The organism is Actinomyces sp. ICM58 (assembly GCF_000283035.1).
Taxonomy (GTDB): Bacteria; Actinomycetota; Actinomycetes; order Actinomycetales; family Actinomycetaceae; genus Pauljensenia.
In genome coordinates this window covers 1-13,326 of sequence record NZ_ALIY01000083.1, presented here as the reverse complement: position 1 = coordinate 13,326, position 13,326 = coordinate 1, and the positions used below count along the sequence as shown (strand labels likewise).

The following is a 13,326-nucleotide window of genomic DNA, read 5'->3' as shown; positions in this document are numbered from 1 at the left end:
GCCAGCAATCCCAACCAAAAACACTCAAAAACAAAAAACAGGCATAAACAAAACAAACAAACACACTATCGAGTTCACAAACAACACCCACACACCCAAACAACCAGGCCAAAACCCAGCCACCCAAGCGGTGAACCACCACCACTCACTCACTCACAAGCTCGCGGCGACAGGTGAATAATCTACTCACCCCCCACACAAAAGTCAACCCAAAACAACGTGACCCCCAACACACACCCCACAAACCCATCAAACACAACGAAAAGTCCCCATCAATTCAACGTGCTTGCCCCGGCCTCGGGATAAAACGAGCGGGTCCAACCGCGCCTCACCTGCACGATTGGACCCGCAAACGATCCGAAATGACTCTCAGTTCACATCCATGTCGGGCTGAACCGGGATGTCCACGGTCGGAAGGTCGCGCACCGCGCGGCGCACGGCCTTGGAGACGGCGGGGGCAACCCGCTTATCGAAGGCGCCGGGGATGATGTAGGACGGGCTCAGCTCGTCCTCGTCAATGACGGACGCGATAGCCACTGCGGCGACGCGCAGAACCTCGGTGGTGATCTCCTTGACCTTGGCGTCGAGAAGGCCGCGGAAGAGGCCCGGGAAGGCCAGCACGTTGTTGATCTGGTTCGGGTAGTCGCTTCGTCCGGTGGCAACAACGGCCGCGTACTTGCCGGCGCCGATCGGGTCAACCTCGGGTGTGGGGTTGGCCAGCGCGAAGACGATGGCGTTCTCGGCCATGGTCTCAATGTCGGACGGCTCAAGGATGTTGCCGGACGAGACGCCGATGAAGACGTCGGCACCCTTGAGGACTTCCTTGAGGGAGCCGTGGACGTGGCGCGGGTTGGTCGCCTCAGCGAGGGCCTTGCGGGAGGGGTGCATGCCCTCGGTGGCGTCGCCGGACAGCGCGCCGTCGCGGCCACAGCCGATGATGTCGCGCGCGCCCTGGGCGAGCAGCAGGCGGATGATCGCGTTGCCGGCCGCGCCGACGCCGGAGACGACGATGCGCACGTCTTCGATCTTCTTGCCCACGATCTTCAGGGCGTTGATGAGCGCGGAGAGCACGACGATGGCGGTGCCGTGCTGGTCGTCGTGGAAGACCGGGATGTCGAGCTCGGAGCGCAGGCGCTCTTCGATTTCGAAGCAGCGGGGCGCGGAGATGTCCTCGAGGTTGATGCCGCCGTACGCGGGGGCGATGGCCTTGACGATCGAGATGATCTCCTCGGTGTCCTTGGTGTCCAGGACGACGGGCCACGCGTCGACGCCGCCGAATTCCTTGAACAGGACGGCCTTGCCCTCCATGACGGGCAGGGCGGCCTCGGGACCGATGTCGCCCAGGCCCAGGACGGCGGTGCCATCGGAGACGACAGCGACCGTGTTGGCCTTCATGGTCAGCAGGTGTGCCTTCTGGGGCATGTCGTGGATCGCGGTGCACACGCGGGCGACGCCGGGGGTGTAGGCGCGCGAGAGGTCGTCACGGTTGCGCAGCGGCACCTTGGAGTGGATTTCCACCTTGCCGCCGATGTGGCTCATGAAGGTCTGGTCGGAGACCGAGTCGGCGACCACGCCGGGCAGCGCGTTGATCGCGTCGCGCACTTCGCGGCGGTGTTCGGAGTCGCGCATGTCGCAGGTGAGGTCGATGATGATGCGCCCGCGGTCGGAGTCGGCCACGTCCAGGCCCTTGATCTCCGCTCCGGTTGCGGAGACTACGTCGACGATGGACGCGATCGAGGTGGTCTTCTCGTCCACCTCGATACGGTAGGAGGCGGTGTACGACGGCGAAGTGCGCATGTCTATCCTTTCGTTGGGCGCTCGGCCAGGCGGCCTGGCTGTCCTCTGTCGTTCATCCTAGGGACAGTTGGTGGTGCTTCGGTAGGGGAAGGCCACAACGTGGACAGGTGCGCGCAGTGAGGGACGAGGCCGGGGCACGCTCTCGGGGACGAGGCCGGGGCACGCTCTCGGAGACGCGTGCGGGGACGCGAACACGCGGTCGGGGTACGACGGGGGCCGGGATCGCATGCGATCCCGGCCCCCCAACGGGAGTGCGGATGCCTCAGGCGCCGACCATCTCCATGATGAGCTCGCGCACGCGGGCGGCGTCTGCCTGCCCGCGGGTGGCCTTCATGACGGCGCCGACGAGGGCGCCGGCCGCCTGGACCTTGCCGCCCTTGATCTTCTCGACGATGTCGGGGTTGGCGTCCAGGGCCTCCTGGACGGCCGCCGTGAGGGCGCCGTCGTCGGAGACGACCTCGAGGCCTCGGGCTTCGACGACCTGCGTCGGGTCGCCTTCGCCCGCGAGGACGCCCTCGAGGGCCTGACGCGCCAGCTTGTCGTTAATGCGGCCCGCGTCGATGAGACCCTGGAGCTCAGCGACCTGAGCGGGGCTGACCCCGGCCTCGTCGAGGGAAACCTCGCGTTCCTTGGCGCGGCGCGAGATCTCGCCCATCCACCACTTGCGAGCGGAGGCGGGATCGCAGCCCGCGGCGACGGTGGCCTCAATGAGCTCGAGGGCACCGGCGTTGATGACGTCGCGCATCTCCATGTCCGCGTACCCCCACTCGGAGCGCAGGCGGCGGCGCTTGGCGACGGGCAGCTCGGGCAGCGAGGCGCGCAGCTCCTCAACCCACGCGCGATCCGGGCGGATCGGCACCAGGTCGGGCTCGGGGAAGTAGCGGTAGTCCTCGGAATCCGACTTCTCGCGGCCGGACGACGTCGAGCCGTCCTCCTCGTGGTAGTGACGGGTCTCCTGCAGGATCGTGCCGCCCTCGGACAGGATCTGGGCCTGACGCTGCATCTCGTAGCGCACGGCCGAGGCGATGCCGCGGAAGGAGTTCACGTTCTTCGTCTCGGTACGAGTGCCCAGGGGCGAGTCAGGCGTCGGGCGCAGCGACACGTTGATGTCGGCGCGCACGTTGCCGCGCTCCATGCGGGCCTCGGACACGTCGAGGGCACGGAAGATGTCGCGCAGGGCCTGCACGTAGGCGGCGGCCACCTCGGGGGCGCGCTCGCCGGCGCCACGAATCGGACGGGTCACGATCTCCACGAGCGGCACGCCCGCACGGTTGTAGTCCACGAGCGAGTGGTCCGCGCCCTGGATGCGCCCGTCCGCGCCACCGATGTGCGTGTTCTTGCCCGCGTCCTCCTCCATGTGCGCGCGCTCGATCTGCACGCGGAACATGGTGCCGTCCTCGAGCTCGACGTCCACGTAGCCGTCGTGCGCGATCGGCTCGTCGGACTGGGAGGTCTGGAAGGCCTTCGTCAGGTCCGGGTAGAAGTAGTTTTTACGCGCGAAACGGCAGTACTGCGCGATCTCGCAGTTCAGGGCCAGGCCGATCTTGATGGCGTACTCGACGGCCTTGTGGTTGACGACCGGCAGGGAGCCGGGCAGGCCCAGCGACACGGGGGTCACGTAGGTGTTCGGGTCGCCACCAAACGCGTTGGGGGCGGCGTCGAACATCTTGGTTGCGGTGCCCAGCTCAACGTGCACCTCAATGCCAAGAACCGGGTCGAAGCGGCGGGCCGCCTCGTCGTAATCCATGAGCTCAGTCATCACTTTTCCTCCCAGTTAGCTGCGGGGCACTGACCCGCGACGTCGTCGCTGAGGGCTTCCACGAGGGACGCCACCTTGTACATGACCAGGTCGCCGCGCGCGGGGGCCAGCACCTGGAAGCCGATCGGCAGGCCCTGCGAAGACACCGCGTTGGGCACGTTCACGCCGGGGATGCCCGCCAGGTTCGCGGGGATCGTGGCGACGTCGTAGAGGTACATGGCCAGCGGGTCGGAGGTCTTCTCACCGAACTTGAAGGCCGTCTCGGGGGCCGTGGGCGACACGAGGACGTCGACCTGCTCGAACACCGTGTCGAAGTCGCGCTGGATGAGCGTGCGGACCTTCTGCGCGCTGCCGTAGTAGGCGTCGTAGTAGCCAGCCGAGAGCACGTGTGTGCCCAGGATGATGCGGCGCTTGACCTCGTCGCCGAAGCCGGCCTCGCGGGTGGCTGCCATGACGCGCTCGGCGGTCACAGGGCCCTCGGTGGGCTCGACGCGGATGCCGTAGCGCATGCCGTCGAAGCGGGCCAGGTTCGAGGAGACCTCAGCGGGCATGATCAGGTAGTAGGCGCCCAGCGAGTACTCCAGGTGCGGGCAGGAGACCTCAACGATCTCGGCGCCGGCCTCGCGCAGCTTCTCGACGGTGGCGTTGAAGGCGTCGATGACATCCTGCTGGTAGCCCTCGCCGCTCAGCTCCTTGACGACGCCGACCTTCAGGCCCTTCATGGCTCCCTGCTCGGCAACGGCCTCGACGGCCTGCGTGAGCGCGGGAACCGGCTCGTTCAGGGAGGTCGAATCGTGGGGGTCGTAGCCGCCGACGAGCTCGGTCAGGGCGGCCGCGTCGGCGACCGTGCGGGTGACGGGGCCGATCTGGTCCAGGGACGAGGCCATGGCCACCAGGCCGTAACGCGACACCGCGCCGTAGGTGGGCTTCGCGCCGACCGTGCCGGTCACGAACGCGGGCTGGCGAATCGAACCACCCGTGTCGGAACCGAGCGCGAGGGGCACCATGTAGGCCGCGACAGCAGCGGCCGAGCCACCGCCGGAGCCGCCGGGGATTCGCTCGGTGTCCCACGGGTTCTTCGTCGCACCGAACGCGGAGTGCTCGGTCGACGACCCCATGGCGAACTCGTCCATGTTGGTCTTGCCAACGATCGGCAGGCCGGCTTCCTTGATCTTGGTGGTGACGGTCGCGTCGTAGGGAGGCTCCCAGTCGCCGAGAATCTTGGAGGCGCAGGTGGTGCGCAGTCCGCGCGTCACCACGTTGTCCTTCACGGCGATCGGCACGCCCGCCAGGCGATGCAGGGTCTCCCCCGCCGCGCGGCGCGCGTCCACGTCGGCCGCGGTCGCCAGGGCGCCCTCGCGGTCGACGGTGATGAAGGCGTTGACGCGGTCGTCAATGGCGTCGATGCGGTCCAGGCACGCCTGGGTCAACTCGACGGAGGTGATCTGGCCAGCGGCCAGCATGTCCGCCAGCTCGAGGGCGCTCTTCTTCAGCAGCTCGTTCATCAGTCCTCCCCCAGGATCTGCGGAACCAGGAACATGCCGTCCTGTGCGGCGGGCGCCTGGGCGAGCACCTCGTCGCGGTCCACGGTCTGCCCCACCACGTCCTCGCGCCACACGTTGGTGAGCGGAATCGGGTGGGACGTGGCGGGAACCTCGGGGGTGGCGACCTCGGACACCTTGGAGACGGCGTCGGCGATCGCGTCGAGCTCACCCGCGAAGCGCGTGATTTCCTCGTCGGTCAATGCGATGTGGGCCAGGCCCGCAACGCGGGCGACCTCGTCAGTACTAATGCGTGACATGTGTGGCATCCTACCCGTATGGCCTTTTCGCAGCGACGCCAACTCACCAGACAGACGTGGTCGATCGTCAAAAAAGCGGGAATCGCTCTGCTCGCCGCCCAGGCGGCCGCAGTCGTGACCGTGCACGCGATCGACCGCATGCGGACCGCCCGTATCCCCGGTGGCGTGCACGGTTTCCCCACCCTGCCTCCCGCCGACACGCAGATCGGCGACACGGTGGCGCGCACGTACACGGAGGGAACCTCCCTGTACGCGGACATGCTGGAGGCCATCGAAGGGGCAACGCATCACATTTATTTCGAGACTTTCATTTGGCGCTCGGACCGCTGGGGCCAGCGCTTCAAGGACGCGCTGATCGCCGCCGCGCAGCGCGGCGTCGAGGTGTTTTGCGTGTGGGACGGCTTCGGCGTCCTCAACCAGGATCCGCGCTTCTACAAGTTCCCCACGCTACCGAATCTGCACGTGCGCAAGTTCCCGACGCTGCGCTCGGGCTTCTTCACCCTGAACATTCGCCGCACGGGCCAGGATCACCGCAAGATCCTCGTGGTCGACGGCGAGGTCGGCTTCGTGGGCGGCTACAACATCGGCGATCCCTTCGCGAACGAGTGGCGCGACACCCACGTGCGCATCACGGGCGAGGCCGTGTGGGAGCTAGAGAACGGCTTCGTCGACTTCTGGAATCACTTCCGCCCCGCAACCTGTCCAGAGCTGCCCGATCAGGGGGCGCGCGCGTGGAGCGCGGACGTGACCGCGCAGTTCAACCTGCCGCACAACCTGCTGTACCCGATCCGCGGCATGTACATCGACGCGATCGAGCGCGCGACGAACCGCGTGCTCATCACGACGGCGTATTTCATTCCCGACCGCGAGGTCCTCGGCTCTCTGATCGCCGCCGCCCGCCGCGGCGTTCGCGTCCAGGTGCTGATTCCCGAGTATTCCAACCACATCCTGGCGGACTGGGTGGCGCGCCCCTACTACGGCGAGCTGCTGCGCGAGGGCGTGGAAATCTGGCTGTACCGTCACGCGATGGTGCACTCGAAGACGATGACGGTGGACGGGCGTTGGTCGACGATCGGCACGGCGAACATCGACCGCCTGTCGATGCGAGGCAACTACGAGGTCTGCCTGCAGTTCTTCTCGCGCCCGCTGGCCGCGCGCATGGAGGAGATTTTCGCGAACGACCTGACGACGGCCCGCCGCCTGACGATCGACGAGTGGGAGAAGCGCTCGACACTCACCCGCGTCGGCGAAGTGCTGCTGGGCCCCTTGGAGCCCCTCGTCTGAGTACCCAGCGTTTAGCCACCACCTTATCAACGCCTAACTCAGGACGAGCTTCTAGCCTTCATCGGCATTTTCTTCGGCCTTCGTATCCTCCAGCCTAGCCTCGATTTCATAGTCCTCCGCAAGCTGAAAAAGGAAAGCAGCAGTACGCGGCCACCGCAAACTCATGCGGCGAGAAGACTCACGGTACTTATTCGCCAGGCACCGCTCGGGAACGCCGCCAATATAGTCGGGGCGAGTACCTCTGCTGTCACGGTTATAGCACCGAGTCGAAATTCCGCGTTCAAGAACCGAACTCTTCATGAGCTCGATAACAGAACGCACTGCTTCAGCTGGCCACATGCCATCTGCGCCATTAGGGCTGCTCGCGAGCACGTAACCCAAATAAAGTTCCGACTTCTCGACAGAGACATGCCCAAGGAGCCTTTTCCGAACAGCCTCAACCCATTCCATGAGGAAAGCAGCATCAACCGATCCATCCACTTGTAGGCCGGGAATATTTTGCCAAAATACAACTATATTGAAAAAGCCCTGCAGCAGCACAAAATTATAACTATCGTCAAACTCAATTTCGGCAGATTCGACGGAAATGACGAGTTCAGCAAAAGAATCTGGGTTGCGCTCAAAATGCCGATACAACGCGCACAGGGACTCTAAATAAAAGCCATGACACGAAAATAACAATTCAAGCATGGGCAACTCCGAGTGATCGGGAGCCGTGGATTCCAAAAAAACAAACAGGTCATTGACAACGTCACTGGATACAATACACCTATCACGACGCTCAACCGCGGCAAGGAGCCCCAAAAGCACCCGAACAACGTGTGCCACACTGGGATGCTGTTCCGTACTCAACATGAGCGCAACAAGATCAATGGCCTGAGCAACGCATCCATGCTCCAAAAGCGCATCAAGCGCACAACCTCTCTGCCGCAATTCAATTTCATACACATTTACATGCTGCCAGAATACGACGCGCAGCCTAAATTCAAAATCCTTCACAAGCGCGCAAATCTCTGCATTGCAAGGCAATGAGGCAACAAATAAACTCTTCGCATCCTCACTGAAGCCATTTCCGTTAAGCACTTCACGAACCCACGGTATACCAGCTTCCCACGCCTTATGACGCAGATATGAAGAAGCAACGGAAACCAAAGCAGCGGAGCCATCGTCCAGCCAAGATAGAATTAGCGATTCAACGCTAGAAGCCATCCCAGCGAGGCACTCACCAATGTAATCCGAATTAGGTGAAACCTCCGCGAGGGCACGTAGACCCTGCACATCGTCACGCATGACCATAGCTAACGCAGATTCACGTTCGTTCTTCAAAGTTTCCAAAAAGGCCTCATCCTCGTAAATGAGTCCACGAACACACAAGCGTTCAGGGCGACCAAACAACCAGGCATATGTACGTGGATCAGCCACGGGCTCAAGAAGTTTGACTAGTTCAGTGAGGGCCTTATAGCCTCCCCAAATCACCGCCCCATCCCTACGCTGACGAACATCACGATCTAACATTAGAGCGTGAAGGTACGACCAACACTCAAACTGCTGATCAGCATCAAATCGACCGTCGAGATAGCACTCTTTGAAAGAATCCAACAAATAGTCACGAGGAGTTTGTTCCAATCTTTCCAAAAGATGAAGCACGCGAAGCCAGCACTGTGCATTCTCTTCAAGGTAATTGACAAACACCCCAAGCATATCCTTTTGCCGTTCTGCAAACAACACCTCATCGGAGCTAGTACCATTTAGTACCCAGTCGTGATAGACAGGCACATACGAAGACGTATTCCAAAAATCACGAACCAAAACTCGATTGACGAGAAGATCAAATAACTTCGGACAGTTATCAAGGACCCATAACATAACATACCTAGCATCTTCTTCCCCAATCACAGAAATACGGTCACGACCCACCATAGCTGTCGCAAATTGATCCGCTAGATATTCGACTTCTTCCCTCGAACAGTCAAACCGGCTAAGCTGCGCCATCAACATCATTGCTCTACCAGCATATTCATTAAGCCAAAACACGCACTGCAACGCCGCAACTACACGCTCCAAACGATTGGGGGACGTCCAACGCGCCCATGAATTACCACTTACCAGTTGACCTATCACAGGATTCGAAGAAAGCAAATCCTTCTCCAAAACGTCTAAGAAAATCGAAGGTTCCGCTTCAGCAATGTACGGTAACGCACAGTTTAGACGAACGAAATTATTATCACTTCTATCGTTAAAACCTTTAGCAAGAAGGAATCTAATAACTTCTTGCAACCGGTGCCGAACATGTAACAATTGACATTCCTCATCACCAGAAATTTGCGCCACAAGTGCAAGGGCCTTCGCAACACACGTCTTTATCGTTGCAGAAGTCTCACAGATAGCTTCACCCACACCGTTCTTTTCACAATCACCAACGATCAACTTTTTATGTTCACACAATAGTGTTTCGCTAACTAGCTGCTGCCAACGGTCCAGATTCTCTTTAGATAGCCGGATTAACACTTGGTCAGCAACATCAATTGGATCAACAATATACCAACGATTGCCAGACTTAGTAAATGGAGGATCGTCTGGATACCTCTCCAGTACTTGCAAAAGTATGTGAGTGATTTTATCATAGTCCAATTTGAGAAACATTGAAATCACTTCGCGATCTTTCGCATTCTTATCCTCCCAACCCCCAACTAATACGAGCGCCGCTAGATACTTTGTAACAGAATCATCCTTAGCCCACCCTGGAATTCTCCTAGCTGGATCCAAGGATATTCTTCTATAAAACGCAGCCATGCATCGACGCGCTAAAGCACTTAGTCTATTTGCCTCAAGATAGTCCACTTGGGCCAATTTCAGCAGATTAGCTGATGCTATGCGGTCAATCTTCGGAAGAATAATCGCCACACTACCATTTCGAGCACTTTCACATTCATCTAGTACACGAATTATCCGATGACGATTCTTCTTTCCTAGACCAATATTTGGGCCTTCAAACAGCGGGATCATGATAAGAGACTCGGTTTGAGTCGCGAGATGATACCAAGCTTCCTTGTTAGATACCACCAGGGTTCGCTCTAGAGCAGCAGTGTCTGTTTCATTCAGAGCTGCAAGGCAAAATGCGAGTGCATCATTACGCCATGTGGCCTGAACAGCGGGAACATTTTTCTCTTCGCGCAAGAGCTGCACAAGGCGTTTCGATTCCTTTTCTCGTCCCACAGCATGGAAGGCTGAAGGCACTTTAATCGTGCAATTCCCACGAAATCCCTCCCACCACGACGTGAGGGTCTGTGCACCTTCGACTGGCTTTCCAATCTTCTCACTAAGCCAGTAATGGACAGCCGGTGTTGATTGAAGCCAACCTTCTAACCGATGCGCATCGTAGACCTCGACTGAGGCAAACACACCTTCTTGTCGGCGTCCCTTTGCCCAACTCGCTGCATTGGCCCAGTTTCTCGGAGTTGCAAAGATGAAGATTTCGTCCGACTTTCCAGGCACTTTTTCGACTCGTTTTTCATAATCGGCGTCGGCCTTGGTTTTCGGTTGCTTGTCCGTACCAAATTCAAAGCGCAGCTCACCCTTCGGTAGGAATGACGACCCATCAGACGTAGCCGTTCCATCCCACCCTGGTGCTGCGGTTCCTTCATGTGCCCGAATATCGATGTTGGTAATGCCCGGCGTCTGTGCGAGCAGCCTCCGCATGAGTTCAGGAAAGGCCCCTCGAGACTCGAGGGTGTCTGCCCATTCATCCAAATCGAGCGCGTTCGCCAGCAACGGATTTGTTCCCATGAAGGCACGGTACACTGCGCCACGGTCATCTGATGTCTAATCGGATGAAAGCGGCAGAATCAGCCATTGCAGTCGTGGTGTCATACCCGGGTCCTCGCCCCGGCCTCGTTACAGGCCGATGGCCGCCAGGCCCCCCTCGAGGAGGTCCGCGAACTGCGCTTCCGTGATGACGGGGACGCCCAGGGCCTCGGCCTTGGCGGCCTTCGATCCCGCGCCCGGGCCGGCGACCACGAGCGAGGTCTTCTTCGAGACCGAACCCGCGGCCTTGCCGCCACGCGAGGTGATCGCTTCCTTGGCGCCCTCGCGGTCGTATCCGGGCATCGCGCCCGACACCACGATGGTGAGGCCCGCGAGCACGTCCGAGGCCGGCTCGAGCGCCTCGTCGGCCATGCGCACGCCCGCGCGCGCCCACGCCTCCAGCACCTCCAGGTGCCAGTCGACGGTAAACCAGTCGCGCAGGGAGCGTCCGATTTCCTCGCCCACGCCCTCGACCGCGGACAGTTCCTCGACCGATGCGGCGCGCAGGGCGTCCATCGAGCGGAAGGTGTCCGCGAGCGCTCGTGCCGCCGTGGGGCCGACGTGGCGGATGGACAGGGCGACGAGGACGCGCGCGAGGGGCTGGCTCTTGGCCTTGTCCAGCTCGGCGAGCATCTTTTCGGTGCCCTTGGAGGCGCTGGGCTCGATGGGCTCGAAAACGGTCTGGCCGCGCAGCTTGCGGGGCTTGTAGGCCTTCGTCCAGAAGTAGCGGACCTGCTTCCAATCCCCGGTTTCCTCGCCCTTCTTCTTGACGGGTTTCCACACCATAACGTCGCGCAGATCCTGCGCGCGCAGGTCAAAGAGCGCGGCCTCTGTGCGCAGGGCGGGGGCCTGCGGGGCGGGCAGGAGCTCCTCGGCGCGGGTGATCTGCTCCCCGTGAGGCAGCTCGCGGCCGCCCTCAAGGGTGAGGACGGTGCCGTCCTCCAGGGTGACGCTGTGGCCGGCAACCAGGGCGGCCGCCACCTCGTCGCGGTCGTTTTCGGGCTGAGTCATGGCGAGCGCGGATTCGTCACCGAGGCCCTCCACATCCAGCGCGCTGCGCGCGCCCACGTGGGCGAGGCGCTCGGTGATCTGCGCGGGGCACGCGCCCTTATTGGGGCATCGCAGGTCGACGTCGCCTTCCTTCTCCTGCACGAGCGTCGTCCCGCAGGAGGGGCACTGCGTGGGCATGACGAAGGGGCGCTCGGAGCCGTTGCGCGCGTCCTCGACGGGGGCGACGATCTCGGGGATCACGTCGCCGGCCTTGCGCAGGACGACAAGGTCGCCGATGAGGACTCCCTTGCGGGCGACCTCCTGGGCGTTATGCAGAGTCGCGCGCGCGACGTTCGAGCCCGCGACCAGCACGGATTCCATGACGCCGTAAGGGGTCACGCGGCCCGTGCGCCCCACCTGGACGCGGATATCGAGCAGGCGCGTGTGCACCTGTTCGGGCGGGAACTTGTAGGCGGCCGCCCAGCGCGGGGTGCGCGAGGTCGAGCCGAGGGAACGCTGCAGGTCCAGGTCGTTGATCTTGACGACGACGCCGTCGATCTCGTGCACGAGGCCGTGGCGGTCCGCGCCAATCTCCGCGATGCGGTTCTCGATGGCCTTGCGGCCCGTCAGCAGGCGCGTGTAGGGCGAGACGGGCAGGCCCCAGTCGCGCAGCTGCTCGTACCAGCCCATCTGGGTGGTCGGCTCCGTGAACTCATCCCCGGCCTCGACGAAGCCGATGCCGTGTGCGACCATCGCGAGGGGTCGTTTGGCGGTCTCTGCCGGGTCTTTTTGGCGCAGGGAGCCGGCGGCGGCGTTGCGCGCGTTGACGAAAGTCTTCTCGCCGGCCTCGACCCGGGCCTGGTTGAAGGCGGCGAAGTCGGCGACCGGGAAGTAGACTTCGCCGCGCACCTCGATGCGGGCGGGAACGGTGCCGGTCAGGGTCTGTGGGATCGAGGCAATGGTTCGCGCGTTGGCGGTGACGTCCTCGCCGACGTAGCCGTCGCCTCGGGTCGCAGCGCGCACGAGGCGGCCGTTTTCGTACAGGAGATTGATGGAGAGGCCGTCGACCTTGACCTCGGTCGTCATCTCGAGGTCGGAGATGCCGGTGGCCTCGGCCATGCGGGTCTCCCAGCCGGCGAGCTCCTCGAGGGAGAACACATCGTCGAGAGACATCATCTGAGCGAGGTGGCGCACCTCGGAGAATCCGGAATCGACGCTGCCGCCCACGCTCATCGTGGGCGAATCCGCGCCGCGCAGCTGCGGGTAGCGCTCCTCGATCTCTTCGACCTCGCGGTACATGCGGTCGTAGTCCGCGTCCGAGAGGGTCGGCGAATCGCGGTCGTAGTAGGCGGCGCGTGCCTCCTCGATACGCGTAACGAGGTCGTTGTAACGGTCGCGTGTCGTCTCGAACGTGGAGTCAGCCATGGGGTCCATTCTTGCATTTCGGGGTACAAGAGGACGGGGAGCGAGGCGCTCGAGTGCAGGAGGTGGCCATCGACACACGGGCCTGTGCGGGGTTATCCACAGGGTGTCGGGAGCGCCTCAGGTTATCCACAGGGGCGTGCACGCCGCTTGAAGACGCGAGGCGCCCGCGCGATCGTTGGTGCATGAGCGATTCGGGTTGCCTGGCACGAGCTGCCCTGCGAGCGGACCTCCACCTGGCGTGCGTGGACGGACCCGACGTCGGGCTCGTTCTCGCGCCCGGTGTGGTGGGCCGCGCCGGGGATGTTCCCCTGTCGTGCGCGAGCGTCGCACGCGAGCACGCCGATTTTTCCACGCGGGATGGGCGCGCGCGCCTGCGAACCTTCCCGGGCGCCACGCCGGTCAGGGTCCGCACACGCCTGGGTCCGTCGCGACGCCTCGGGGCGCGGGCGCGCCTGGCCGCTGGTCG

The 13,326-nt window shown here is 62.3% G+C and carries 9 protein-coding genes; 3 read left to right on the top strand and 6 right to left on the bottom strand.

Features of this window, described 5'->3' with window-relative positions:
- A partial coding sequence (locus HMPREF1138_RS11460) for a hypothetical protein (protein ID WP_238318605.1) occupies positions 1-181 on the top strand: 181 nt, incomplete at its 5' end.
- A 188-nt stretch (positions 182-369) separates the two neighbouring features.
- Here HMPREF1138_RS11460 and HMPREF1138_RS04185 read toward each other — a convergent pair.
- The 4 genes from HMPREF1138_RS04185 to gatC form a co-directional block, all read right to left on the bottom strand.
- Entirely contained in the window at positions 370-1,797 is a 1,428-nt protein-coding gene (locus HMPREF1138_RS04185) for an NAD-dependent malic enzyme (protein ID WP_009056909.1), read from the bottom strand.
- A 262-nt stretch (positions 1,798-2,059) separates the two neighbouring features.
- The gene (gene gatB, locus HMPREF1138_RS04180; protein ID WP_009056902.1) at positions 2,060-3,556 is read right to left on the bottom strand and encodes an Asp-tRNA(Asn)/Glu-tRNA(Gln) amidotransferase subunit GatB; all 1,497 of its coding nucleotides are present in this window, start codon (positions 3,554-3,556) and stop codon (positions 2,060-2,062) included.
- Entirely contained in the window at positions 3,556-5,061 is a 1,506-nt protein-coding gene (gene gatA, locus HMPREF1138_RS04175; RefSeq protein WP_009056907.1) for an Asp-tRNA(Asn)/Glu-tRNA(Gln) amidotransferase subunit GatA, read from the bottom strand. Before gatA ends, gatB begins: the two co-directional genes overlap by 1 nt.
- The gene (gene gatC, locus HMPREF1138_RS04170) at positions 5,061-5,357 is read right to left on the bottom strand and encodes an Asp-tRNA(Asn)/Glu-tRNA(Gln) amidotransferase subunit GatC (RefSeq protein WP_009056911.1); all 297 of its coding nucleotides are present in this window, start codon (positions 5,355-5,357) and stop codon (positions 5,061-5,063) included. The genes gatA and gatC overlap by 1 nt, the downstream gene beginning before the upstream one ends.
- 18 nt (positions 5,358-5,375) lie before the next feature.
- On the opposite strand from gatC, the gene HMPREF1138_RS04165 reads away from it, so the two are divergent.
- A complete protein-coding gene (locus tag HMPREF1138_RS04165; RefSeq protein WP_009056904.1) occupies positions 5,376-6,641 on the top strand; it encodes a phospholipase D-like domain-containing protein in 1,266 nt (421 codons plus the stop codon).
- Positions 6,642-6,692: 51 nt separating this feature from the next.
- Here the strand turns inward: HMPREF1138_RS04165 and HMPREF1138_RS11025 are convergent, their stop codons facing one another.
- Positions 6,693-10,427 carry a hypothetical protein gene (locus HMPREF1138_RS11025; protein ID WP_155887133.1) on the bottom strand — a complete coding sequence of 1,245 codons (3,735 nt, stop codon included), beginning with the start codon at positions 10,425-10,427 and terminating at the stop codon, positions 6,693-6,695.
- A 108-nt stretch (positions 10,428-10,535) separates the two neighbouring features.
- Positions 10,536-12,869, bottom strand: coding sequence for an NAD-dependent DNA ligase LigA (gene ligA, locus HMPREF1138_RS04150; RefSeq protein WP_009056913.1), 2,334 nt, complete (start codon positions 12,867-12,869; stop codon positions 10,536-10,538).
- Between the two features lie 173 nt (positions 12,870-13,042).
- Between ligA and HMPREF1138_RS10655 the strand changes: the two genes are divergently transcribed.
- A partial coding sequence (locus HMPREF1138_RS10655; protein ID WP_155887132.1) for a hypothetical protein occupies positions 13,043-13,326 on the top strand: 284 nt, incomplete at its 3' end.

Coding starts and splice junctions, on each gene's coding strand:
- HMPREF1138_RS04185 (WP_009056909.1), bottom strand. CDS start 1,797: ATGCGCACTTCGCCGTCGTACACCGCCTCCTACCGTATCGAGGTGGAC.
- gatB (WP_009056902.1), bottom strand. CDS start 3,556: ATGACTGAGCTCATGGATTACGACGAGGCGGCCCGCCGCTTCGACCCG.
- gatA (WP_009056907.1), bottom strand. CDS start 5,061: ATGAACGAGCTGCTGAAGAAGAGCGCCCTCGAGCTGGCGGACATGCTG.
- gatC (WP_009056911.1), bottom strand. CDS start 5,357: ATGTCACGCATTAGTACTGACGAGGTCGCCCGCGTTGCGGGCCTGGCC.
- HMPREF1138_RS04165 (WP_009056904.1), top strand. CDS start 5,376: ATGGCCTTTTCGCAGCGACGCCAACTCACCAGACAGACGTGGTCGATC.
- HMPREF1138_RS11025 (WP_155887133.1), bottom strand. CDS start 10,427: ATGGGAACAAATCCGTTGCTGGCGAACGCGCTCGATTTGGATGAATGG.
- ligA (WP_009056913.1), bottom strand. CDS start 12,869: ATGGACCCCATGGCTGACTCCACGTTCGAGACGACACGCGACCGTTAC.